Below are 22,485 nucleotides of genomic sequence, written 5' to 3'. Positions count from 1 at the left end.
GGTGTCCCGTGACTCAGGCTTCCCGTGACTGGTGGAGAGACGCCGTCATCTACCAGGTGTACATCCGCTCCTTCGCCGACGGCAACGGCGACGGCGAGGGCGACATCGCCGGTCTCCGCGACCGGCTCCCGTACCTGCACGATCTCGGCATCGACGCGCTGTGGATCAACCCGTGGTACCCGTCGCCGCTGAACGACGGCGGGTACGACGTCGCCGACTTCCGCGACATCGATCCGCGCTTCGGCGACCTCGCGCAGGCGAAGGCGCTGCTCGACGAAGCGCACGGGCTCGGCCTGAAGGTGCTGCTCGACATCGTCCCGAACCACAGCTCGTGGGATCACCGCTGGTTCAAGGAGGCGCTCGCCGCCGGCCCGGGGTCGCCCGAGCGGGCCCGCTACATCTTCCGCGACGGCCGCGGCGACGACGGTGAGCTGCCGCCGAACAACTGGCGCAGCGTCTTCGGCGGGCCGGCGTGGAAGCGCGTCACCGAGCCCGACGGCACGCCCGGCCAGTGGTTCTTCCACATCTTCGACGTCTCGCAGCCCGACTTCGACTGGGAGAACCCCGAGGTCAAGGCCGAGTTTCTCGACATCCTCCGGTTCTGGTTCGACCTCGGCGTCGACGGCTTCCGCATCGACGTCGCGCACGGCATGGTCAAGGACATGGACGGGCCGGACCTCCCGTACGACGAGTCCGGCCTGCTCGACCGCCCGTCGATCGCCGACCACCCGTTCTTCGACCGCGACGGCGTGCACGAGATCTACCGCGGCTGGCGCGAGATCGCCGACTCCTACGACCCGCCGAAGCTGTACGTCGCCGAGGCGTGGGTCGAGCCGGCGTCGCGGCTGGCCCGCTATCTGCGCGACGACGAACTGCACAGCGCGTTCAACTTCGACTACCTGAAGTCGGCGTGGACGGCCGCCGACCTGCGCCGGTCCATCGACGACTCGGTGACGGTGCTCGGCTCGGTCGGCGCCCCGGCCACCTGGGTCCTCGAGAACCACGACGTCGAGCGCGTCGTCACGCGGTACGGCCGCACGGTGACGGCGGCCGGCGCGGGCCACGCCGGCCGCATGTCCGGCCCCGTCGACGTCGAGCTGGGGACGCGGCGGGCGCGGGCGGCGGCGCTGCTCATGCTGGCGCTGCCGGGCGGCGCGTACGTCTACCAGGGTCAGGAGCTGGGGCTGGCCGAGGTGCTGGACCTCCCCGACGAGTCGCTGCAGGACCCGGTCTGGGAGCGGTCCGGCCACACCGAACGTGGCCGCGACGGCTGCCGCGTGCCGCTGCCCTGGGCCGTCTCCGGGTCGTCGCACGGGTTCGGTTCGGGCGGTTCGTGGCTGCCGCAGCCGTCCGGCTGGGGCCGGCAGTCGGTCGAGGCCGAGTCGGGCGACCCCGCGTCGGTGCTGTCGCTGTACCGGTCGGCGCTGCGGTCTCGCCGCGACATCCCGTCCGCCGAGCCGCTCATCTGGCTCCCCTCCGACACCGACGTGCTCGCCTTCCAGCGCGGCGCCTCGTTCGTCTGCGTGGTGAACCTCGGTGCGGCTCCGGTGGAATTGCCCGCTCACCGCGAGGTGATCCTCGCCAGCGACCCCCTCACCCCCGACGCCCTGCTGCCCGCCGACGCCACCGTCTGGCTCGCCGTCTGACTCCGGATCGGGGCGTTCATCGCTGCTCGAGGCGATGAACGCCCCTTCGGTCAGGGCCGGACGCCCTTGCTGTCCGGAAGCGCGACGACGGCGCCGCCCTCGTCGCGAACCATGTGCGCGCAGTGTGCGTCCGAGGTCGCCAACGCGATTCCCATCGTGACGGCGCAGACGCCGGCAACGCAGTCGGCCAGGCTTACGGGCCGATCGGCCCGGTGGTAGTCGCGTGCTCGCCAGCGGCCGGGCTCGACCAGCGCATCGGCCGTGACGTCGGCGATTTCGACGCCGAGGATGGCCATGTCCGCCTCGATGTCATCGGGATCGGCACCCACAAGGCGGGCCATTCGGTCGATGACCACTGCGAGATTCAGCGGGTGGATCAGCACCTCAGCCGCCTCGAGGGACCGCAGCTCGAACGACGCAGGCTCGCCGCTTGAGGACCACGATCGCCGCGTAGCCGTCGAGAAGCACTGTCACGAGCGGTCGGTCTCTCGCTCGTCGTCCTCGTCTCTGGCCCCCTGCCGCAGCTCCTCCGCCGTCGGCCCCGCCGGAGTACTTGCCGATGACGGCCTCGATGGGATCGTCGGGGATCGGCCGGACGATGATGCGGTCACCCTGGTCGATCACCAGCACACGGGCGGCGTTCCAGCGTCTCAGGACCTGGGCCGGAATGGACACCTGCCCGTCGGCCGAGAGCGTGAGCGCGTATGCCGACATGCATGCAGTCTGAACTGTTCGAACAACTCATACAACGCGCGCGCCACACATACGACGAAACGAGGTCCGACCGAGGGCCGGCGCGGGTCAGAGCGCGAACAGGGCGAGCCCGGTGCGCGCGATGACCGAACCGTGCGGCGCGTCCAGCCGCCACCAGGCGCCGACCGTTCGCAGCGCGACCTCCGCGCCGTCCGGCCCGCCGAGGAACCCGTACGACGACGCGGCGTGCGCGAGCCGCAGCGGCATGCCGGCCGCGAGCTCGCGGTCCCAGATCTCCGTCGCCAGCCCTTCCAGCGCCGCCCGGCCGGCCCGCAACGACTTGCCGTCGGCGACCCCGACCGCGCGGGTGCGGAACTCCTCGACGCCGCGTTCGACGTCGGCGATGACGGCGGTGAGCGGGAGCCGGGCGAGCTCGGTCCAGCCGGACCGCGGCGGCAGGCTGGTCGCCCACCGCAGCGCGGGCAGCGCCGGCGGCAGCTCGAACCGCCCGGCCGCTCCCACGGCCCGGGCGGCGAGGTTGCCGGCCTCGACGACGACGTCGAAGTCGGCGGGCTCGGCGAGGGCGACGGCCCGCAGCGCGAGCGCGTCGAACGGGGTCTCGGCGAAGCAGCCGGCGACCGTCCCGTGGGCGACGACGCGCAGGACGGAGTCGGGCTCGTACTTGGCGACCCGGCGGGCGAACATCGCGAGGTCGTCGGCGGCGCCCGGCTGAGCGGGGACGAACGACGTCATGGCGACGGCTCGAGATAGTGCTCGAGCACCTCGCGTTCGGCCGGGCTGACCGGCCGCGGCGTGTTCGCGCGGACGTCGAACGCGACCAGCACCCCGGTGGCCCGCGCGAACAGCGTCGCCTCGTCCTTCACCTCGTACGCGACCTCGAACGACGTGGTGCCGACACGCGTCACCCACACCTCGACCTGCAGTGGCTCGGTGCGGAACGGGACCGGCGCGAGGTAGTCGATGCTCTGGTGCACGACGACGGAGCCCTCGTGCGCCGTGTCGCCCGAGGTGAGCTGGCGGTGCGCGAAGTCGACCCGGGCCTCCTGCAGGTACTCGGCGAACGTCACGTTGTTGACGTGCCCGAACGCGTCGAGGTCGTCGAACCGGACGGAGCACTCGTAGACGTGTCTCACGCGGCCGCCTTCCCCGGCTCCGGCCCGTCGAGTTCGATGAACGACTCGAGCACCAGCCGCTCCTCGTGCGCGACCCGGCGCGGGCGCGCGTCGTCGAGGTCGTACGGCACGAGCACCGTCGACGCCACCGCGTACACCGTCCGCATGCCGTCACCGTCGTCGTCGAGCACCTCGTAGCCGAGGTCGAACGACGAGTTGCCGACCCGCCGCACCCACGTCTCGACGCGGACCGGCGCGGCCCGGTAGTGCAGCGGCGCGTGGTAGCTGATCTCGTGCCGCGCCACGACGACGCCCTCGGCGAGCTGTTCCGCGCCCTGCTTCGGGGCGTGGACGAACAGCATGTCGACCCGCGCCTCCTGCAGGTAGCGCAGGTAGACGACGTTGTTGACATGACCGTAGGCGTCCATGTCGGCCCAGCGCAGGGGCACGTGTGTCACGTGGCGCGGCACGCCGGGCCCCCTAGTCGCGGCTGAGCTTGCGGTAGGTGACCCGGTGCGGGCGCGCGGCGTCGGCGCCGAGCCGCTCGATCTTGTTCTTCTCGTAGCTCTCGAAGTTGCCCTCGAACCAGAACCACTTGGCCGGGTCCTCGTCGTCGCCCTCCCACGCGAGGATGTGGGTGGCGACGCGGTCGAGGAACCACCGGTCGTGCGACGTGATGACGGCGCAGCCGGGGAACTCGAGCAGCGCGTTCTCGAGCGACTGCAGCGTCTCGACGTCGAGGTCGTTGGTCGGCTCGTCGAGCAGGATCAGGTTGCCGCCCTGCTTCAGCGTCAGCGCCAGGTTCAGCCGGTTCCGCTCGCCGCCGGACAGCACGCCGGCCGGCTTCTGCTGGTCCGGGCCCTTGAAGCCGAACGCCGACACGTACGCGCGGCTCGGCATCTCGACCTGGCCGACCTTGATGTGGTCGAGCTCGTCGGACACGACCTGCCAGACGTTCTTCTTCGGGTCGATGCCGCCGCGCGACTGGTCGACGTAGGACAGTCGGACGGTGTCGCCGATGCGGAACGAGCCGTCGTCGGGCTGCTCCTGGCCGACGATCATCTTGAACAGCGTCGTCTTACCCACGCCGTTCGGGCCGATGACGCCGACGATGCCGTTGCGCGGCAGCGTGAACGACAGGTCGCGCATGAGGATGCGGTCGCCGAAGCCCTTGGTGACCTTGTTGGCCTCGACGACGAGATTGCCCAGGCGCGGGCCCGGCGGGATCTGGATCTCCTCGAAGTCGAGCTTGCGCGTCTTCTCGGCCTCGGCCGCCATCTCCTCGTAGCGGTCGAGACGGGCGCGCTGCTTCGTCTGCCGGCCCTTGGCGTTGGAGCGGACCCAGTCCAGCTCTTCGCGCAGGCGACGCTGACGCTTGGCGTCCTTCTGCCCCTCGACCTTGAGGCGGGCTTCCTTGGTCTCGAGGTAGGTCGTGTAGTTGCCCTCATAGCCGTGGACGCGGCCGCGGTCGACCTCGGCGATCCACTGGGCGACGTGGTCGAGGAAGTACCGGTCGTGGGTGACGGCGATGACGGCGCCGGGGTACTTCTCGAGGTGCTGCTCGAGCCACAGCACGCTCTCGGCGTCGAGGTGGTTGGTCGGCTCGTCGAGCAGCAGCAGGTCGGGCTGCTGCAGCAGCAGCTTGCACAACGCCACGCGGCGCCGCTCGCCACCGGACAGCACCTTCACGTCCGCGTCCCCCGGCGGGCAGCGCAGCGCGTCCATCGCCTGCTCGAGCTGGGAGTCCAACTCCCACGCGTTGCGGTGGTCGAGCTGCTCCTGCAGCTTGCCCATCTCTTCGAGCAGCTCGTCGGAGTAGTCGACAGCCATCTTCTCGGTGATCTCGTTGAACCGGTTGACCAGCTCAAGCGTCTCGGCCACGCCCTCCTGGACATTGCCGAGCACGGTCTTGTCCTCGTTGAGCGCCGGCTCCTGCGCGAGGTAACCGACCGTCGCGCCGGGCGCCAACTGGGCGTCACCGTTCGACGGCTGGTCAAGCCCCGCCATGATCTTCAGGATGCTCGACTTACCGGCGCCGTTGGGCCCGACGACGCCGATCTTCGCCCCTGGCAGGAAGTAAAGCGTGACGTCGTCAAGGATGACCTTGTCACCGTGCGCTTTGCGCGCCTTACGCATGGAGTAAATGAAGTCCGCCATAACGAGTCCAAGAGTACGGCCTCCCGTCCACCCGAGACGACCGCGTCTCCCTCTCTGAGCACGGCAGCATCCGCCGCACGCCCGTTCCCGGCCGCCGTCGCTGCTCACGGTGGGCCGCGGCTGGATGGGCGACGACGATCTGCCCAGGTCAGCCGGGTGCTGGCCGACGTCGTCGCGGACGGCATCGGCCGGCCCTCGCCGCGGAGCGCGGCACGGGCTCCGCGGCGAGGAGTTCGTTGCGATCGGCAGCATCGCCGCCGCGCCCACGACGCGGCATGGCTCAGCGGCCCAGCGGGCCCAATGCGCCCACGCTTCGACGACCCGGCGTCCCGGCGGCCCCGCGCCCTCGTGGCCCGACAGCGACCCCGTGCCCCGCGACCCCGCGACCCGACAGCCCGGCGGTGCCCCGACGACCGGACTGTGACTCCGCGCCCCGGCGCCTCGATGCCTCGATGCCTCGGCGACCCCGGCGACCCGGCGACCCCGGCGACCCCGGCGACCCCGGCGGCCCAACGGGACCCCCGCGACCGGGCGCCCCGATGGCCGGGCGACCCAGCGCCCCGCGACCCCGCGACCCGGCGCCACGGCGCCACGGCTATCGGCGGCGACACCGAGTCCGAGGCGTGCCTACGGCCCGGCGGCGCCCCGCGACCGGACGGCGACTCCGCGCTCCGGCGCCCCGACGGCCGGGCGCCCAGGTGCCCCGGCGATCCAACGCGACCTCGCGACCGGGCGACCCGATGGCCGGGCGACCCAGCGCCCCGTGCCACCGCGACCCCGCGACCCGGCGCCACGGCTGCCGGCGGCGACACCGAGACCGAGGCGTGCCTACGGCCCGGCGGCGCCCCGCCCCCAGGTGCCCCGGCGATCCAACGCGACCTCGCGACCGGGCGACCCGATGGCCGGGCGACCCAGCGCCGGGCGCCCCGCATCCCCGCGACCCGGCGCCACGGCTGTCGGCGGCGACACCGAGACCGAGGCGTGCCGATGAAGGGCCGCGCCGTCGGTCGTCGTGCGGCAGCACGAGTCGGGGGAGGCCCGTGCCGCGGACCAGCGTCGACCGACGGCGCGGGGTCGGAGTCAGCCGGGGACACCCGCTTTCTCGCGGCGGGCGCGATTGCCGGAGCGCGGCGATGGCGTCGCCCCCGCCGGCTCCGTCGCCGGATCGGCCGTGGCGACGGTCGTCCGTGCGGATCTGGCGGCCGCACGCGCATCGGTCCCGGACGCGGCCTTCGCGGCGCCGGACGACCGATCGTCGCCCATCATCCGGTCGCCGGCACGCATGTGATCGCCGGCCGTCAGGCGGTCGCCGACCGGACCCGGCGCACTGGTGGGCACGCGGCCGTTCGCCCGCGCGGGCTCGGCCGGCCGTTCTCGACCGGGTGGCAACGCAGCCGGGAGTCCGCCGGAGACGATCTCGCCCGTGCGTTGGTCGACCACTGCCTGCTCGTCGTGGGTGACGAGGTAGGCGGCGCGCACGGAGTCGACGGCGTCGTCGTCCTCGGGGAGGAACGGCTGGCGGCTGACCTTGGTGAACGATGACGTGCCGCGGTAGAGATCGTGGCCGAGGCTGCGCGCCGTGATCTCCGGCGAGATGCGCACGACATGCTGTTCGTCGCGCCACTCGCGGTTCTTGAGCCGGCCGTGCACGACCACCGGATCGCCCTTGCGCAGCGACGCCTTGATGTTGTCGGCCAGCGGCGAACGCCAGCAGTAGACGGTGTAGAAGGACGTGTCGTCGTCGACCCAGGACCGCGCCCGGGAGTCGTAGCGCTGACCGTTGCAGGCCAGCCGGAAACTGGCGAACGTCTCGCCCTTCTTCGTCTCGTCCAGCCGCGGTTCAGTCGCGACGTTCCCGACGACGGTGATCATGACCTCGCTCATCTGACAGCTCCTGTGCTCGTTCCCGTTGGGTGATGCACCCGAGACTTCCGCTCGAAGCGGATGATCGAAAGGCCGGTTCGGCGGAATGTGGACAACTCCGCGAACTCGTCGGGGCTGTGGACAACGGCGCAGGGTCGGTGAGGGGCGAGGGGCAGCGACCGAGACGAAGAGTGGTGCCCAGGGGCACGAGGGCTAGGAGCAGGCCCGGGGTGGCGCGCGAGGGCGAGGAAAGCTGGGAGCGGACCCGGGGCGAGCCGCGGGGCGAGCCGCGGGGCGAGCCGCGGACCGGGGACGACGCCCAGGGGCGGGTGCTAGGAGCGGGCCCGCTCCAGCGCGGTCGAGAAGGCGCGGTACTTGGCCAGTTCGGCGTCGATCGGCTGGACGACGACGTCGGAGGCGAGGGCGTCGATGAGGTCGTGCAGTTGACGGCGGACCCGGGCCTCCTGACGCCGGCCGCCACGCCGGGCCGCGACGAGACCGAGGAGGCCGAGCAGCACGCCCAGCACCAGGCCGCCGGCCAGCAGCACCGTCGGCACGGGGAGGCCGCCCACCGAAGGCTCCGCGACGTCGAAGCGGAGGAACGAGGTGCCGGCCAGGGCGAGCAGCCACAGCACCCCCGCCGCCGCGGTCAGGAGGGCGAGCCACTGCAGCACGTTCAGCAGCCGCCACCAGCCCGGCCGCGACGCGATGCCGAAGTCGGTGCCGGCGACCCGGCGGTCGAGCTCGTCCGGCAACCGGGTACCGGCCGACGCGGCGACGGAGCGGACGGAATCGCGCCAGGACGGCGGGAGGGAACCGGCCGCGGCGTCGGCGTACTCGCGGACCGCCGCATCGGACCGCGACCGCTGCACCGGCGTCGGCGCCGGCAACGAGATCCGGGCGGACGAACCGCCGGACCCACCAGCGCCGGCGCTGCCAGACCCAGACCCGGAGCCAGCCCCGGACCCGCCGGACCCACCGGGCCCACCCGAGCCGACGCCCGAGCCAGCCCCCGGCCCACCGCCGGACGGCACCAACGCGGACGACCGGACGCGGACCCCCAGCCTGGACAGCGGATCGCGTCGAAACCGGCCCAGCCAGCGGGTGATCGGCCACCCGGTCGCCACGCGCGCCCGCTGCAGGTACGACCGTCCCGCCGCTTCCGCCACCACGTCGGCGCCCGACGCCGAGGCGACGGCCGAGGCGAGCTGCCGCCGTTCGCCGTCGCCCACCGACCCCGGCGAGCCGGCGCCCACCGCGGTCGCCACCATCTCGGCCGTCATCCTGATGTCGGCCTCGATGCGCTCGTCGACGGCGCGGCGCTTGGTGACGGCGGTCCGGATGAGGTCGACCAGCACCTCGACCCCGTCGCCGGTCGCGGCGGACAGGGCGACCACCGGGACCTCGTCCAGCCCGTCCTTGTCGAGCAGCCCGCGCAGGTCGGTGACGCACTCGACGACGTCGGCGCGAGTGAGCCGGTCGATCTGGTTGAGCACGATGACGGTGACGCCCTGGTGCGACGCCAGCGGCCGCAGGTACCGCTCGTGCAGGGCGGCGTCGGCGTACTTCTGCGGGTCGAGGATCCAGACGAAGAGGTCGACCATCTCGACGAGGCGGTCGACGGTGTCGCGGTGCTCCTTCTGGGTGGAGTCGTGGTCCGGGAGGTCGAGCAGGACGAGGCCGTCGAGGTCGTCGCCCTCACCGGAGTCGAGCACGCTCTCGCGGGCGACCCGGTGCCGCGGGGGCACGGCGAGCCAGTCCAGCAGCGGGATCACGCCCTGCGTCCCCCACACGACGGCGAGCGGGTCGGACGTCGTGGGGCGGCGGACGCCGACGACCGAGACCTCCATGCCGGCGACGCGGTTGAACAGCGTCGACTTGCCGCTGCCCGTGGCGCCGGCCAGCGCGACGACGGTGTGCTCGACGGAGAGCTGACGGCGCTCGCCGGCGCGGTCGACGACGACCTGCACCGTCTGGGCGAGGTCGGCCGGCAGCCGCTTGCCGCCTGCGGCGACCGCCTCCTGGAGCGCGGTCACCCGTTCCGGCAGCGTGATGCGGCCTCGTCGGGACCACCTCTTCATCCAGCGTCCTCCCGGGCCTGCTCGACGGTGACGAGGGCGGCCCGCAGCGCGTCGCCGGCGCCGGCCTCGACGGGTAGTCCCCCGAGCCGGTCGGTGAACCGCGCGGACTCGGTCCGCAACAGCTCCTCGACCCGTTCAGACAGGTCGGCGCGGGCGCGGGCGGCCAGCCGCCGCACGGCCTCGTCACCGAAGATCGCCTCGAGCAGCTTCTGCCCGACGACGGCGGTCCCGCCCGCGACGCCGACCTCGGCGCCGGTCAGCCCGGCCGTCGACGCGAACACGACGATCATCAGCGCGAGCCCCAGCCCGTTGACGCCGAAGGAGAGCAGCCGGGCGTTGTACCGCTTGTCCGCGCCCTCCGACCGGACCATCGTCAGGACCGCGTCTTGCCATTCGCGGACGGTCCTGGCGCTGCGTTCGGGGAGGTCGCCGGTGGCGCGGGAGAGGTCGTCGCCGGCCAGCAGGGCGCGCCCGGCGGCGGAGTCGCGCCACTTGTCGTCGGCCTTCTCGGCGGCCCGGTTGGCCTCCTCGACGATCATCGCGGCGACGCCGTTCTCGATCGCCTCCTCGACCGCCGCGGCGGGCTGCGGCCGGCCCTTCAGGAACGCCGTCACCTTGTCGCGCAGGCGGCCGACCCGCGCCTCCAGCGAGCGCATGAAGTCGCCGGTCCCGACGAAGTCCTGCCAGCGCGCGAGCACCTCGCCGCGCAGCATGGAGCCGTCGGCGGACGCGGCGTCGATGCGCTTGGCCGTCTTGCCGTAGACGTGCGCGATCTCGTCGCGCAGCCGGGTCAGTGCCTGGACCTGGTGGTCGGCGGCGTCGGCGAGCACCGGGAGCTGCCGCAGCGCGCCGCCGATGGCGCCGTCGAGGGTCCTCCGGACGATCTCGTTGCGGGCCGACTCGTCGGCGGCCAGCCCGTCCAGCCAGCCCCGCACCGACGCGACCGCCTCCTCGGGCAGCAGGCCGGCGTCGTCGGGTGCGGCCTCCTCGACGACGAGCAGCGGCGCGTCGCCGAGGCCGTGCTCGGACAGCATCGCCGACAGGTGGGCGCGGACCTCGCTGACGGCGTCGGGAGCGACGCGGTCGAGGACGACGGCGACGGCGGCCTGGCGGTCGGCGGCGGCGCGCAGGAAGTCCCACGGGACGGCGTCGGAGTAGCGGGCGGCGGTGGTGACGAACAGCCACAGGTCGGCGGCCGCGAGCAGCTGCGCGGCGAGCGTCCGGTTCTCCGTCACGACGGAGTCGACGTCGGGCGCGTCGAGGATCGCGACGCCGGTCGGCAGCCCGTCGTCGGCGACCAGGCGCAGCGCCCCGCCGGCCTGGTCGTGGATCGCCACGCGCGGGAGGTCCGGCAGCACCCGCAGCTCGTCGAACCAGCCGACGTCGTCGGGGTGATGCACGAGCACCGGCGAGCGCGTCGTCGGACGCAGCACGCCGGCGTCGCTGACCTTCCGCCGGACCAGCGAGTTCACCAACGTCGACTTGCCGGCGCCGGTCGACCCGCCGACGACGGCGAGCAAGGGCGCGTCCAGCTGGTCGAGGCGCGGGAGGATGTAGTCGTCGAGCTGAGCCAGCAATTCGCGCCGCGTCGTACGGGCGTCGTCGGCGTCGCTGACCTCCAGCGGATACTGCACCCCCGAGAGCCGGCCGCGAAGTGCGGCGAGAGCGCCGTGAACGCTCACCTCTGCGGTATCCACTGGCGAATCTTGCACTCTCGAACCGTCCCCGGCCAAGAGTCATCGCGCCATTGATGCCAATCGTTCACATCCCGAGTCACAGTGACGAGTCGATGGACTAACGTCGGGCGTGCCGGAATTCCCGCGATGGAGGCCTCGATGTCGCTCGAACGTCCCACCCCGCCCGACCCGTACACCCTGCTTCCGGCCGTCCCACCCATGACGCTGACCAGCGACGACGTCACCGACGGCGAGCAGCTCGCCGCTGACTTCGTCGCCGCCGCGGCCGGTGGGGCGAATCTGTCGCCGCAGTTGTCGTGGTCCGGCGCGCCCGACGGCACCCGCAGTTACGCGCTCACGTGCTTCGATCCCGACGCTCCGACGCCGAGCGGCTTCTGGCACTGGGTCGTCGTCGACATTCCGGCCACGACGACGTCCATCGCGCGCGGCGCCGGGTTGCCGTATCCGGCCTTCGCGGTGCGCAACGACGCCGGCACGGCGGAGTACTTCGGCTCGGCGCCGCCGCAGGGCGACGTCCCGCACCGGTACTTCTTCGTCGTCCACGCGGTCGACGTCGAGACGCTCGGGGTCGGCGCCGACGCCTCCCCCGCCGTCGTCTCGTTCAACCTCGCGTTCCACACGCTGGCCCGCGGCATGGTGGTGCCGGTCTACTCGCACTGAGCGCCGCGTGATCCACCAGCACCCGCTCGCCTACCTGCTCGGGCTCGAGGGGGTGGCGCTGCTGCGCGCGTTCGCCGGCGAGCACGACGAGGAGTTCGTCGCCGCGCGGCTGGCCGAGATCCGGTCGCTGCTGGAGGACGCTTACGAGCTGGGCGCGGGCGGTCCGGCGACGGAGCTGACGTCGGCCGAGGCGTACGGCTGGTGGGCCGGCGGCTACGACGCCCCCGGCAACCAGCTGATCGACATCGAGGGCCCGATCGTCCGCTCCCTGCTGGACGACGTCCCGGCGGGGGTCGCGCTCGACGCGGCCTGCGGCACGGGCCGGCACGCGGAGTACCTGGCCGGGCTCGGGCACGAGGTCGTCGGCGTCGACAGCTCGCCGGAGATGCTGGCCGTCGCGCGGACGAAGGTCCCGGCGGGCCGCTTCGTGTCCGGCGACCTCGCCTCGCTGCCGCTGCCCGACGACGGCGTCGACCTCGTCGTGTGCGCGCTCGCGCTGTCGCACGTTCCCGACCTGCGGCCGGTGTTCGCCGAGTTCGCCCGCGTGCTCCGGCCCGGCGGTTCCCTGGTGGTGTCGGACCCCCGTGGGAGGCTGGGCGACATCGGGTTGCCGATCGTCGTGCCCGGGCCGGACGGCGGCATGGGCTTCCTGCCGAACCGCAGCAGGCTCGCCAGCGAGTACCTGGCGGCGGCGCTCCCGCTCGGCTTCGAGGTCCGTCACTGCGAAGAGCCGATGCGCCCGTCGCCGTTCGTCGACCCGGATGGCGTCCCGCCCGGCGCCGCGGGCGCGGCGCCGCCGCTCACCCCGTCGGGCCGCCCGCCGAACATCTGGGCGCTGCACCCGCTGATCCCCGAGGCCGCCAACGCCGCCTACCAGGGCAGCCCGGTGGCGATCGTGTGGCGGTTTCAGCTGACGTCGTAGTCGAGGCGGACGGTCCAGCGGACGGCGTCGTCGCCGAGGGGCTCGACGCTGCTGGACGCGTCGCGCGGCCGGCCGACCGTCACGTCGCGGCCGTGCTGGGTGCGGAACTCGGCCCGGACCGCGTCGGCGGGGTCGGCGCCGTGGACGAGCAGCGCGCCGGCGGTGTCGCCGTCCGGCCCGGTCCCGTAGGCCGCGACCCGCTGCTCGACGCGCACCCCGCCGGGCAGGGCCGGACGGGGTTCGTGCGGCGCGACCGGGACGCCGTCGCCGTCGTCGTACAGCGTCAGGCCCGCCTTCACCAGCGAGACCGCGGGCTCGGCCGCCAGCTCCTCGCGCGTCAGCCAGGCGGCGAGGTCGCTGGTGCCGCCGACCTCGTGCGTCAGCTCGCCGCCGACGACGTGGCCGCGGTAGACGATGCGCACCGCGTGCACGTCGACCCCGTCGTATCCGCCGGGCACGTGCCGGTGGCTGACGAAGTGCTCGGTGTCGACGCCGAGCAGGGCGTCCAGCTCGACCACGTAGCCGGTCTCCTCGAACACCTCGCGCAGGGCGCCCTGCCGCGGGTCCTCGACCGGGTCCAGGCCGCCACCGGCCAGCGACCACTGCGGGCCGTCCTCGTAGCCGATCCAGCGCGACAGCAGCAGCCGGCCGTCGCCGTCCGCGCAGATGACGTAGGCGGAGACGCGCAGGCGCGGGAAGAGGGTCACGAAGACGGGACCGTAGCATCGGGGGGTGACAACTCCGAAGATCGGCCGGCTCGCGGCGGAGCCGGCGCTGTCTCGTCCCGACCTCCTCGGCGGGCCGGTGAAGTCCGCCCTCGAGGGCTCGCCCGCCGCGCCGTCCGTCTACGTCGCGCCCATCGACCCGTCGCTGGCCGACACCGCCGAGTTCTGCGCCGCCTACGCCGTCGCCCTCGACGAGTCCGCCAACTGCGTCGTCGTCGCCGGCAAGCGCGAGGGCGTCTCGTACGTCGCGGCCTGCATGGTGCTCGCGACCACGCGGGCCGACGTCAACGGGGTGGTGCGCAAGCTCCTCGGCGTCCGCAAGGCGTCGTTCCTGCCGATGGACGCCGCCGTCGAGTCCACCGGCATGGAGTACGGCGGCATCACCCCCATCGGCCTACCCGCCGACTGGCCGATCCTGGTCGACCCGGCCGTCGCCGCGCTACCCTTCGCGGTGGTCGGCAGCGGGGTGCGCGGCTCCAAACTGGCGCTCCCCGGCCCGGTGCTGGCGGCATGGCCGGGCGCCCAAGTGGTCGACGGCCTCGGCCGGCCCGTGCGGCAGGGCTGATCTTTCCGCCACAATGTCGCATGTCTGCTATTGCGCCTGTAGCTCAGTTGGATAGAGCAGGAGCCTTCTAAGCTCTTGGTCGGGGGTTCGAGTCCCTCCAGGCGCACCCCCTTCTACCGGCGGCGTCGTGGTCCGCATACCTGTTGACCATCTATGGGGCCGCTGTTACGGTCCGAGCCGTTACCGACCGTGCCCGCGCCGACCCGCGGCCGGGCTGGAACGCATGGGGGGACCATGGACGGCACGACCGACCACGAGACCACGACCACCACCCCGAACCGGCGGCGGTTCCTCGCCGCGGGCGCCGCCGGGGCTACCGGCGCCGCCGTCATCGGCGTTGCGGGCGCCAGCCAGGCGGACGCCGCTGCCGGCCAGGCGCTCGTCCTGGGCCGCTCGAACACGTCCGGCTCCGCTTCGACCGGCGTCAGCTCCAGCTCGTCGACCCCGACCGTCGCTGTGCACAACGCCGGCTCGGGTGCCGCGGCGCTGATGACGTCGGCCCGGTCCAACGGCTTCGCCGGCGGCAGCTACTCGGCCAACGCGTACGGCGTCTCCGCGGCGAACTACGCCAGCACCTCAGGCACCGGCGCCGCCATCGCGGCCGGCGGCGGGCAGAACGACGGCGTCGCGGCGTCGACGATCCACCCCGATCGAGCCGGGGTCATGGGCCTCAACCACACGGACGTGGTGGGCGCCGGCGCGGGCGTCCTCGGCGCCGGCATCAACATCGCCGGCATGGTGGCGTACACCTCCACCCCCGACGACGCGGGCATCGTGGCCATCAACGAGTTCGGCCTGGCGGTCCTCGCGCACGGGTCCTCGCAGTTCAACGGCGACGTCGTGATCCTCGGCGACCTCTACGTCACCGGCACCATCTACTGCGACAACCCCATCCAGCCGCTTCCGGACCAGCTGCCCGGCCCGCTGGCTCCCGCGCGCGGCGAGAGCATCTGGTCGCGGGCGAAGGCGCTGGCCTCGCGGGTGCTGTCCAAGAACTGACGCGGTTCGATCGAGGACGTGGCCGTCACTCCGCAGCGGTCACGTCCTCGGGCACCGGGTCCGGGGCCGCCGCGGCCACCTCGGCGCCGTCCTGCGAGGACAGCGACGTCGAGACCAGGGCGGCCGGCACCTCGGGCCGCCGGTCCGCGGCCTCGGGCTCGGGACGCAGCCGCGGCGGCGCCGCCGACCACGCCTTCAGGTGCTGGATGACCTCGCCGTAGAAGGCGTCGACCGCGGCGAGCACAGCGTCGATGAAGCTGCCACGGCCCCGGCCGCGCTTGCCGCCCATGGGCAGGCTCTGGGCGACCCGGAACGTCCGGAGATCCTTGGCCGGGTCGGCGACCAGCACGCCGGGGTCGTCGCGGACCGTCGCCAGCAGCTCGGCCGCGCCGGCACCCCGTCCGTGCAGGACGAACGCCTCGATGCGCAGGTCGGCCGGTGCGTTCTTGAGCTGCCGCACCAGCCAGTTGACCCGCGTCGTCTGCCGCCCTTCCCGAGGCGCGTCGACGTCGACGTGGCAGGTGATGCGGCCGGCCCGCAGGTCGGCCGTCACCACCAGCTCGCCGACGGTGTCGGGGATGCGGATCGCGCCGGTGAGGGTGGCGTGCTCGGCCAGGTGGTCGATCAGCCACTGGGTGCGCAGCGCGGGCTCGGCCAGCTCCTTGCGCGACAGCACCGGCGTCACCTCGGTGCCGAGCTGACGGCCGAGGCGGAGGCTGGCGAAGCGCAGCAGCGCGTCGAAGCGGTTGGCGACCTCGCTGACGCCCTTGTCGGTGGACCGCAGCGTCCCGGCCGCGATGGCGTTGCGGGTCGCGACCCAGTTCTCGCCCATGTCGTCGAACTCGAGCGCGCCGGAGCGCGGGTGTTCCAGGTACCGGATGAGCTCGCCGAGGATCCAGGCCTGGTCGGGGTCGGCGATGCCGCGGAACTCCTTCTGCATGACCGCCTCGGTCAGCACGTTCGTCCACGACAGGTGATGCATCGCGACCTTGCGCAACTTGCGTTTGTCGACCTTCGTCGGGTGCAGCCCCGGGATGGCCGGGATCTCGTTCGAGATGGTCAGGACCGCGTCGAAGCCCTGCTCGCGGGCGATGTCGAGATAGTTCTCCAGCTGCTCGGGCACCAGCTCGTTGCTGCCCGTCTTGACCTCGACCAGCGCCGTCCACGACTTCTGGCCGCGGCTGACCCGGACCAGGCCGTCCGGGAACAGCTTCTTCTCGCCCAGGACGAACGGCACCTCGATGTAGGTCTCGACGTTGCCGGCCGGCGCGCCGAACGGCTTCGTCAGCGCGCGGCCGAACTCGCGGACCGCCGTCATCACGGCCAGCAGCGCCGACGTCGCACGGCGCTCCTGCTCCTCGGCGCCGTTGATGCCCGACGTCGGGATCAGCCGTGCCTCGTGCCAGCTCTCTTCGGTCATTCCACCCGCCCCCTCGTCGTTCTCCCCCTTGGTGCGCGGGAGGTTAGTCGCGGGGTCGGACAGTTCAGGCCGTCAGGAACTCCCGCGCGCCTCGGAGGCGGGTCCGGAGCACCGCCTGCGTCGCGCGGCTGTCGAGGCGGACGTCGAGGGGTCCGGGTGGGCCGGACGCGGCCCGGGCGCCGGCCGGCAGCGCGGCGCCGTCGAGGCCGTCGCGGCGGGCGATGAGCTGCCCGAGGTCGTACCGGCTGACGGCGTCGGGGCCGGCGACGTGGTGGGTGGCGGTGCGGGTGGACACGGCCAGCTCCAGCAGGGCGGCCGCGAGGTCGGCGACATGGACGGGGCAGCGGATGTCGTCGGTGAAGAGGACGCCGTCGCGGCGGCCGGCGGCGAGGTCGTGGACGAACGCCTCCTGGGGCGAGCCGCCGTCGCCGATGATCAGGGAGGTCCGGACGACGACCCCGTGCGGCGCGATCGCCCTGACCGCCGTCTCGGCCGCCGCCTTCGCCGCGCCGTACGGGTTGACGGGGTCCGGGACGGCAGTCTCGTCGTAGTGGACGGCGGCGCCGGAGAAGACCGCGTCGCTGGAGACGTGGACGAGACGGACGGCGTACGCGGCGGCGGCCAGCGCCACGTGGGCGGCACCGTCGGCGGTGATCGCCCAGTCGGACTGGCGGTACGCGGCGTTGACCACGACATCCGGGCCGACGGCGGCGACCAGCGCGCCGGCATCCTCCCGGCGGCGGACGTCCAGCGCCCGCCATTCCACACCGTCGTCACCGCCCGGCCGCGTCAGATACGTCGCGACGACGTCGTGGCCGGCCGCGCGAGCCTGGCGGACGAGCTCACCGCCCAGGAAGCCGCTGCCGCCGACGACGAGGACCTTCACGACCGGCCACGATAGCCGCCGGCGCTTACTCGACCTTGACCCACTCGCCGCACCGGACGGTCTCGAAGTCGTGACCGTCTTCGACGGTGACCTGCGGGTTGCCGCCACTCGGCAGGTCGTTGGCGATGATGTCGTCGCCGTTGCTCCCGCTCCGCAGGACGGCCCAGTAGCAGGAGCTCGACACGTCGGTGGCCCGGTAGGTGCCGGCCGCGATGTCGAGGCCGACCGTCCAGACGCCGTCCGTGACGGTGTTCGCCTCGATGCCCGCCTCGACCTCGTCGATCGCCGTCTGCCGCTGGTCGAGCTCTGCCTCACGCTGGTCGAGCGCGGCCGACCTCTCCGCGAGGTCGGTGTTGGCCTGCTCGGCGGCATCGAGACGCTGCTTCAGGTCGTCGCGCTGGACCTGCGTCTCCTCGAGGCTGCTCTCGAGTTCGTCGGCCCGTGCTTCAGCCCGGCGCCCCTCGGCGGCGAGGCCGGCGGCCTCCGCCCGCAACTCGCTCTCCCGTTCGCCGGCGCGGCCGTCACGGATTCCCCACCCGGCGGAGAAGGCGGCGGCCAGGAGCAACACGCCGACGCCGGCCAGTACCCACGGCACGCGTCTCCGCCGCGGTTCCGCGGCTCTGTCCGGCGGCGGTGGAGGAGGCGGAACGTCGACGCTCTGGTCAGGCCCAGGAACAGCAGGTGTGGTGTCAGACATGGTGTGCCCCCCGAGATCAGCGAGATGTCCTCGCGGCGGGTGACGCTACGCCGGGGGTCAGACAGTTCTCCCACGAACGACTGCGGTTCGACGGGCGAGGCGGCGGCTGATGATCGTCGCGGTGACGAAGCTGGCCACGGAGCCCACGAGGGCGCCGTGCATCGCGATCTTGGCGCCCCCGGGGACGTACCGATAGACAGAGCCGTCGGCGTACTCGCAGGTGAAGTCCACCGGGACGTAGTCGCGATGCGAGACGACGACCTGCAGCGAGGTGTCGTCAGCGGCGCGCCGGCCTGGACAGGTCGCCTCACTGAGGCCGAACGCGAAGCCGCCGTACATCCACACGAAGACGACCAGCAGGATGGGAACGGCGGCCCAGAGGTAGTCGCGCACGGAGGCCAGCCGCTCGATCCTCACCGCAGCAGCGTCCACAGCAGCACCCCCAGGGCGATCCAGAAGACCGCCACGATGCAGAGCGCCAACGCAAGGCCGCCCATCGTCGTCAGCCGGCGGTCGGCGGAACGGGCGCGGGCCGAGCCGGTGTCCGGGCGGACGGCCGCAGCGGCAGGCCGCGCGGCCGCGGCGGGTGCAACAGCCAGGGAGACCAGCGACTCGACGTCGTCCGGGGCGAAGGCGGCGACCCAGCGCAGCACCCCGTCCGGCGACGGCAGGACGAGGTCGACGACGGGGTGGCCGGAGGGGTCGGTGGACGCGACGAGGTACCCGTCACCGAACGGCGACCATGCGAACGGGCCGGAACGTGGTGCGGACACGATCCCTCCCGGGGGCGCGCGCGGCAACCTGCCGGGAGGTCCCCGTCCCCCGACGGTCCCGCTGTGCCGGAGTCAGCGACGACGAAGGCAACCGGGAACTACTCGGGCGCACCGTATCGCGAATCGCGGCTCCTGACGCACCTCGTCAGGGATCGGCTGCGACACTCTCCGCCATGAGCGAACGGCCACCCGCCCACATCGCCCGGCTGATCCCGCGGCTCGAACTGACCGGGACCGAGCGCATCCTCGAGCTGGGCGCCGCCCCGGGCGTCGCGGTCGCCGAGATCGGCCCGCTGCTCAGCGGCGACGGGCACGTGACGGCGCTGGACCGGTCCGCCACCGGCGTGCGGCGGATCCGCGAGCGCAATCAGGCCCTCGTCGACGCCGGCCGGGTCACGGTCGTGGAGCAGGACCTGACGACGCTGAGCGCGACCCCGCCGCAACGGTTCGACCTGATCTTCGCGTCGAACGTCAACGTGTTCTGGACGCACCCGCGCAAGGCCAACGTCGACGCGCTCGCGGCACTGCTGGCGCCGGGCGGGCGGCTGCGGCTGTTCTACGGCTACGGGCCGGACGACGGCGCGGGCAGCGGGCGCGACACGGGGTCGCTGGTCGCCGCGACGCTGCGCGCCTGCGCCGCGCTGACCGCCGTCACCATCGACGGCGGCAGCGCGACGTTGCAGGTCAGCGCCGAGAAGGCGGACTAGCGGGCGGACAGGAAGTCGTCCAGGCCGGCGAGGTCGTCGGTGTTGAGGTGATCGACGCCGGCGGCGAGCAGCTCGGCCCAGATCGCGTCGCGGGCCGGCCCGGGGGTGTCCGGCGTCGCCCAGAAGCGGACGCGGTAGCCGGCGGCGTGCGCCGTCGTGACGATCTGCCGCAGCGCGGCCCGCTCCGCCTCCGGGATCGGGCCGACGCCGCGCCACGTGAAGTGGTTGCCCCAGTTGTCGCTGACCAGCGGCATGAACCCGGCCGGCAGGCCGCTGGCGAGATCGCCGAGGCGGCCGTCGTACCCGGCGAAGCGCAGCCGCTGCGCCTGCATCGTCGCCTTCGGCCGGTCGCCGCTGATGACGGCGGTGACGGCGCCCGGCTGCACCCGGCCGCCGACGTAGCGGGTCAGGAAGTCCTGGTAGCGACGCAGCACGGCGTCGACCTCGGCGTACGTCGCCTCCCCCGTGTTCTTGATGTCGATGAGCAGCTGCAGCGAGCCGTCCCAGCCCGGGTACACCGAGCCGCCGTTGGCGTGGACGAGGTCGCGCAGCGGGTCGAGGTACAGCGACTGCAGGGTCCGCCCGGGCTGCACCTCCCAGGCGTCGTGTGCGACCAGCAGTTCGCCGTCGACGAGCCAGACGTCGGCCTCGACGCTGGTGAACCCGTGGTCGAGCGCGTCGAGGAGCGGGCGCTCGTGCTCGTAGTCGTTGTGGGCGTGTGCGGCGTCGTGCGGGCCGTCGACGGCGTTGGCGGCGGCCGTGACGGCGAGCCCGAGGGCGGCTGCCAGCGGGATCGCCACGAGGGCGCGGATGATGCGGCGGAAACGGGACCGTTCGCTCATGACCGCTACCGTCACGGCGATTGACAACGAGTCAATGTCTGGTTCGCGACGGGCGGACGACGGCTACGGGAACGACTAGGTGCGGTTGGTGTCGGAGTCGACGGCGAACTCGACGGAGTCCCAGTCGCCGTAGTCGTCGAAGCCGATGAACTGGGCGTCGACGGAGTCGCCGGCGGCCAACTCGGTGGCCGACGTCGTCAGGGTGGAGACGGTCTCGCCGCCGTTGAGGACGGTGGCCGTCCAGTCGACGTACTCGACGGTGTCGTCGCCGGTGTTCGTCACCGTGGCCCGGACCTCGAAGTCGCCGGCGAAGTCGCGCAGCACCTGCACGTCGGTGAAGGTGAAGACGCCGTCGGTGAACTCGCCCTCGAACGGAGTGGGCTCGGACTCGAGCGACTCGTCGGCCGGCGGCTCGGTCGCGCCGGAGTCGAGCTCGGCGCGGGCTTCGTCGAGGCGGCGCTTGAGGTCGTCGCGCTGCTTCTCGACCTCTTCGAGGCGGTCGCGCAGCCGCTCGAGCTCGTCGCTGTCGCCGCCCTCGCCGTCGCCGGTCTCCTGCGGGGCCGGCGATTCCTGCGCGGCGGGCGCGGAATCGTCGTCGTCGAGGCTCATGCCGACGGCGACCCCGGCGCCGCCGCCCGCCAGCAGGGCGAACACGGCCACGACCGGCCACACCCACCGGCGGCGGCGGGCGGCCGGTGGGGGCGGAGGCGGCGGCGGGGCCGGCGGCAGGGGCTGGAAGCTCATCGGCTGGAAATGTTACTCCTTCGCGCCGGTCAATTCGTTGGGGACCTGCGGCAACGTGGCCGACGCGACGACCGATCCGGCGGCCAGATCGACGGCGTGCAGCTTGCTCGACGCGGGGTCCGTGACGTACGCGGTGTCACCGTCGACGTGCAGGGCCGGCCGCGGCTGCTGCCAGTCGTCCGGCTCGGTCCAGGCGCCGATCACCGGGATGGTGCCGGTGATCGCTGCCGTCACCGGGTCGATGACGTGGATCGCGCCGTCGGTGCCGAGCACCAGCGCCTCGCCCTGCGGGCCGCGGGCGAGCGAGCGGAACGTGTAGCTGACGCCGAGGTCGACCAGCCGCAGCGTGTTCGTGGCGGTGTCGATCAGCGAGACCCGCTCGGGCCGCTCCAACTCGGCGTCGGGGTCGGTCTTGTAGTCGCCGAGGACGACGGCGGACTCGTCCGAGCCGGCCTGGTTGCCGATGCGGCCGTACGGGTCGGGGCTGGGGATCTTCGTGAACGCGCCGTCGCGGTAGACGAGGACGCCGTTCTCGCACCCGACGACGATGGTCTCGTCGTCGGCGACCGCCTCGCCGTGCACCCCGGGGCAGTCCTCGTTGCGGGCGATCTCGGCGCGGTCGGCGTCGACGACCTTCGCGCCGGTGCGCGTCGTCTCGTCGCCCAGCGTGACCAGCAGCTCGTCGTTCGCCAGCTGGACGGCGACGCCGTGGTGCGGCTGGTCGGCCTGGACGACCTCGGTCTGCGGCGCGCCGTCGGCCAGCTCGTCGGCCCGGAACAGCTCGATGCGGCCGGAGCCGTCGCTGAACAGCACCGTCGTGCCCGCGTGCCGGACGACGTGGCCGGGGTGGTCGGACTCGAACTCGACGCCGGTGAACGCGGGGTCGCCGACGTAGTGGTGCTCGTGGTCGCCGTGCGCGCTGCTCCACGCCCCGGCGTCGAGCACCCGGAACGCGTCGCCCGCGGAGACCATGACGTGCCGGTCGTCGCCCGCCGGGTTGACGCGGGTGAAGCCGTCCAGCTCGACCGTCCCGGCCACCTCCAGCGTCTCGCCGTCGATGACCATCAGGCCGCCGTCGTACGTCGCGACCAGCCGGGACGCGGCCTCCTGGACCTCCTGTGCCCCGTCCTCCCGCGGGGTCGACGTGCTCTGGCTGCGGGCGGACGAGCCGTCGTCGCCGCAGGCGGTGAGGAGCAGGGCGGCGACGGCGAGCGTGGCCGTGGTGGCGATGCGTGGTGTGGTCATGACGCGGATCCTAATTGAGAATGGTTTTCG

At 73.0% G+C, this 22,485-nt stretch carries 24 protein-coding genes and 1 tRNA gene; 7 read left to right on the top strand and 18 right to left on the bottom strand.

Translation table 11 applies throughout. The annotated features are described in order from the left end of the window. Nucleotides 1–8 precede the first annotated feature (8 nt). Nucleotides 9–1,646 carry a glycoside hydrolase family 13 protein gene (locus BLV02_RS05630; RefSeq protein WP_069113156.1) on the top strand — a complete coding sequence of 546 codons (1,638 nt, stop codon included), beginning with the start codon at nt 9–11 and terminating at the stop codon, nt 1,644–1,646. Nucleotides 1,647–1,696: 50 nt separating this feature from the next. Here the strand turns inward: BLV02_RS05630 and BLV02_RS05625 are convergent, their stop codons facing one another. From BLV02_RS05625 to BLV02_RS05590, 9 genes are all read right to left on the bottom strand, one after another. Continuing rightward, complete coding sequence (locus BLV02_RS05625; protein ID WP_069113155.1) at nt 1,697–2,029, bottom strand: hypothetical protein; 333 nt, start codon at nt 2,027–2,029, stop codon at nt 1,697–1,699. 1 nt (nt 2,030) lies between these two features. Next, nucleotides 2,031–2,360 carry an AbrB/MazE/SpoVT family DNA-binding domain-containing protein gene (locus BLV02_RS35455; RefSeq protein ID WP_143045045.1) on the bottom strand — a complete coding sequence of 110 codons (330 nt, stop codon included), beginning with the start codon at nt 2,358–2,360 and terminating at the stop codon, nt 2,031–2,033. Nucleotides 2,361–2,447: 87 nt separating this feature from the next. Continuing rightward, on the bottom strand, nt 2,448–3,092 hold the full coding sequence (locus tag BLV02_RS05620; protein WP_074946161.1) for a DUF8185 domain-containing protein: 645 nt from the start codon (nt 3,090–3,092) through the stop codon (nt 2,448–2,450). Then, a complete protein-coding gene (locus BLV02_RS05615; RefSeq protein ID WP_069113154.1) occupies nt 3,089–3,493 on the bottom strand; it encodes an acyl-CoA thioesterase in 405 nt (134 codons plus the stop codon). The genes BLV02_RS05620 and BLV02_RS05615 overlap by 4 nt, the downstream gene beginning before the upstream one ends. Further along, a complete protein-coding gene (locus BLV02_RS05610) occupies nt 3,490–3,942 on the bottom strand; it encodes an acyl-CoA thioesterase (RefSeq protein ID WP_069113153.1) in 453 nt (150 codons plus the stop codon). The genes BLV02_RS05615 and BLV02_RS05610 overlap by 4 nt, the downstream gene beginning before the upstream one ends. Nucleotides 3,943–3,952: 10 nt before the next feature. Beyond that, nucleotides 3,953–5,629, bottom strand: coding sequence for an energy-dependent translational throttle protein EttA (gene ettA, locus BLV02_RS05605; RefSeq protein WP_069113152.1), 1,677 nt, complete (start codon nt 5,627–5,629; stop codon nt 3,953–3,955). A 1,080-nt stretch (nt 5,630–6,709) separates the two neighbouring features. Next, entirely contained in the window at nt 6,710–7,513 is an 804-nt protein-coding gene (locus BLV02_RS05600; protein ID WP_069113151.1) for a single-stranded DNA-binding protein, read from the bottom strand. 311 nt (nt 7,514–7,824) lie between these two features. Next, nucleotides 7,825–9,573, bottom strand: a complete 1,749-nt coding sequence (locus BLV02_RS05595; protein ID WP_069113150.1) for a GTPase — start codon at nt 9,571–9,573, stop codon at nt 7,825–7,827. Then, nucleotides 9,570–11,255 carry a GTPase family protein gene (locus BLV02_RS05590; RefSeq protein ID WP_216094383.1) on the bottom strand — a complete coding sequence of 562 codons (1,686 nt, stop codon included), beginning with the start codon at nt 11,253–11,255 and terminating at the stop codon, nt 9,570–9,572. Before BLV02_RS05590 ends, BLV02_RS05595 begins: the two co-directional genes overlap by 4 nt. A gap of 153 nt (nt 11,256–11,408) precedes the next feature. On the opposite strand from BLV02_RS05590, the gene BLV02_RS05585 reads away from it, so the two are divergent. Then, complete coding sequence (locus BLV02_RS05585; protein ID WP_069113275.1) at nt 11,409–11,930, top strand: YbhB/YbcL family Raf kinase inhibitor-like protein; 522 nt, start codon at nt 11,409–11,411, stop codon at nt 11,928–11,930. Nucleotides 11,931–11,937: 7 nt separating this feature from the next. Beyond that, nucleotides 11,938–12,852 (top strand): class I SAM-dependent methyltransferase, encoded by a 915-nt coding sequence (locus BLV02_RS05580; protein WP_069113149.1) that lies wholly within the window; start codon nt 11,938–11,940, stop codon nt 12,850–12,852. On the opposite strand, the gene BLV02_RS35450 is transcribed toward BLV02_RS05580, so the two are convergent. Next, nucleotides 12,837–13,559 carry an NUDIX hydrolase gene (locus tag BLV02_RS35450; protein ID WP_069113148.1) on the bottom strand — a complete coding sequence of 241 codons (723 nt, stop codon included), beginning with the start codon at nt 13,557–13,559 and terminating at the stop codon, nt 12,837–12,839. The two genes, BLV02_RS05580 and BLV02_RS35450, sit on opposite strands and share 16 nt — an antisense overlap. A gap of 40 nt (nt 13,560–13,599) precedes the next feature. On the opposite strand from BLV02_RS35450, the gene BLV02_RS05570 reads away from it, so the two are divergent. From BLV02_RS05570 to BLV02_RS05560, 3 genes are all read left to right on the top strand, one after another. Beyond that, nucleotides 13,600–14,142, top strand: a complete 543-nt coding sequence (locus BLV02_RS05570) for a YbaK/EbsC family protein (RefSeq protein WP_069113274.1) — start codon at nt 13,600–13,602, stop codon at nt 14,140–14,142. 32 nt (nt 14,143–14,174) lie between these two features. Beyond that, nucleotides 14,175–14,248 (top strand) — tRNA-Arg (locus BLV02_RS05565). A 128-nt stretch (nt 14,249–14,376) separates the two neighbouring features. Further along, nucleotides 14,377–15,141, top strand: a complete 765-nt coding sequence (locus BLV02_RS05560; RefSeq protein ID WP_069113147.1) for a hypothetical protein — start codon at nt 14,377–14,379, stop codon at nt 15,139–15,141. 25 nt (nt 15,142–15,166) lie between these two features. Here the strand turns inward: BLV02_RS05560 and BLV02_RS05555 are convergent, their stop codons facing one another. From BLV02_RS05555 to BLV02_RS36300, 5 genes are all read right to left on the bottom strand, one after another. Further along, complete coding sequence (locus tag BLV02_RS05555; protein ID WP_069113146.1) at nt 15,167–16,561, bottom strand: hypothetical protein; 1,395 nt, start codon at nt 16,559–16,561, stop codon at nt 15,167–15,169. A gap of 64 nt (nt 16,562–16,625) precedes the next feature. Then, nucleotides 16,626–17,447: an SDR family oxidoreductase gene (locus tag BLV02_RS05550; protein WP_069113145.1), complete on the bottom strand. Its 822-nt coding sequence runs from the start codon at nt 17,445–17,447 to the stop codon at nt 16,626–16,628. A 25-nt stretch (nt 17,448–17,472) separates the two neighbouring features. Continuing rightward, nucleotides 17,473–18,042, bottom strand: a complete 570-nt coding sequence (locus BLV02_RS35445; protein ID WP_069113144.1) for an Rv1352/Rv1906c domain-containing protein — start codon at nt 18,040–18,042, stop codon at nt 17,473–17,475. Between the two features lie 159 nt (nt 18,043–18,201). Then, complete coding sequence (locus tag BLV02_RS05540; RefSeq protein ID WP_069113143.1) at nt 18,202–18,561, bottom strand: hypothetical protein; 360 nt, start codon at nt 18,559–18,561, stop codon at nt 18,202–18,204. Next, nucleotides 18,558–18,917, bottom strand: a complete 360-nt coding sequence (locus BLV02_RS36300; RefSeq protein WP_069113142.1) for a hypothetical protein — start codon at nt 18,915–18,917, stop codon at nt 18,558–18,560. Before BLV02_RS36300 ends, BLV02_RS05540 begins: the two co-directional genes overlap by 4 nt. A gap of 173 nt (nt 18,918–19,090) precedes the next feature. Here BLV02_RS36300 and BLV02_RS36295 point away from each other — a divergent pair, with 173 nt between their 5' ends. Beyond that, on the top strand, nt 19,091–19,624 hold the full coding sequence (locus tag BLV02_RS36295; protein ID WP_069113141.1) for a class I SAM-dependent methyltransferase: 534 nt from the start codon (nt 19,091–19,093) through the stop codon (nt 19,622–19,624). On the opposite strand, the gene BLV02_RS05525 is transcribed toward BLV02_RS36295, so the two are convergent. From BLV02_RS05525 to aztD, 3 genes are all read right to left on the bottom strand, one after another. Beyond that, complete coding sequence (locus tag BLV02_RS05525) at nt 19,621–20,466, bottom strand: phosphatidylinositol-specific phospholipase C/glycerophosphodiester phosphodiesterase family protein (RefSeq protein WP_069113140.1); 846 nt, start codon at nt 20,464–20,466, stop codon at nt 19,621–19,623. The genes BLV02_RS36295 and BLV02_RS05525 overlap by 4 nt on opposite strands. Nucleotides 20,467–20,541: 75 nt before the next feature. Continuing rightward, entirely contained in the window at nt 20,542–21,210 is a 669-nt protein-coding gene (locus BLV02_RS05520; RefSeq protein WP_069113139.1) for an FxLYD domain-containing protein, read from the bottom strand. A 12-nt stretch (nt 21,211–21,222) separates the two neighbouring features. Next, nucleotides 21,223–22,455 (bottom strand): zinc metallochaperone AztD, encoded by a 1,233-nt coding sequence (gene aztD / locus BLV02_RS05515; protein WP_069113138.1) that lies wholly within the window; start codon nt 22,453–22,455, stop codon nt 21,223–21,225. Nucleotides 22,456–22,485: the final 30 nt, after the last annotated feature.

This window comes from Jiangella alba, from assembly GCF_900106035.1.
In the GTDB taxonomy this organism is placed as follows: Bacteria; Actinomycetota; Actinomycetes; order Jiangellales; family Jiangellaceae; genus Jiangella; species Jiangella alba.
This window is presented reverse-complemented; position numbering and strand designations above follow the sequence as displayed.

What these genes read in the sequence shown, in the direction of transcription:
- BLV02_RS35455 (WP_143045045.1), bottom strand. Translation starts at nt 2,360, where the DNA reads ATGTCGGCATACGCGCTCACGCTCTCGGCCGACGGGCAGGTGTCCATT.
- BLV02_RS05620 (WP_074946161.1), bottom strand. Translation starts at nt 3,092, where the DNA reads ATGACGTCGTTCGTCCCCGCTCAGCCGGGCGCCGCCGACGACCTCGCG.
- ettA (WP_069113152.1), bottom strand. Translation starts at nt 5,629, where the DNA reads ATGGCGGACTTCATTTACTCCATGCGTAAGGCGCGCAAAGCGCACGGT.
- BLV02_RS05600 (WP_069113151.1), bottom strand. Translation starts at nt 7,513, where the DNA reads ATGAGCGAGGTCATGATCACCGTCGTCGGGAACGTCGCGACTGAACCG.
- BLV02_RS05595 (WP_069113150.1), bottom strand. Translation starts at nt 9,573, where the DNA reads ATGAAGAGGTGGTCCCGACGAGGCCGCATCACGCTGCCGGAACGGGTG.
- BLV02_RS05585 (WP_069113275.1), top strand. Translation starts at nt 11,409, where the DNA reads ATGTCGCTCGAACGTCCCACCCCGCCCGACCCGTACACCCTGCTTCCG.
- BLV02_RS05560 (WP_069113147.1), top strand. Translation starts at nt 14,377, where the DNA reads ATGGACGGCACGACCGACCACGAGACCACGACCACCACCCCGAACCGG.
- BLV02_RS05555 (WP_069113146.1), bottom strand. Translation starts at nt 16,561, where the DNA reads ATGACCGAAGAGAGCTGGCACGAGGCACGGCTGATCCCGACGTCGGGC.
- BLV02_RS36295 (WP_069113141.1), top strand. Translation starts at nt 19,091, where the DNA reads ATGAGCGAACGGCCACCCGCCCACATCGCCCGGCTGATCCCGCGGCTC.
- BLV02_RS05525 (WP_069113140.1), bottom strand. Translation starts at nt 20,466, where the DNA reads ATGAGCGAACGGTCCCGTTTCCGCCGCATCATCCGCGCCCTCGTGGCG.
- BLV02_RS05520 (WP_069113139.1), bottom strand. Translation starts at nt 21,210, where the DNA reads ATGAGCTTCCAGCCCCTGCCGCCGGCCCCGCCGCCGCCTCCGCCCCCA.
- aztD (WP_069113138.1), bottom strand. Translation starts at nt 22,455, where the DNA reads ATGACCACACCACGCATCGCCACCACGGCCACGCTCGCCGTCGCCGCC.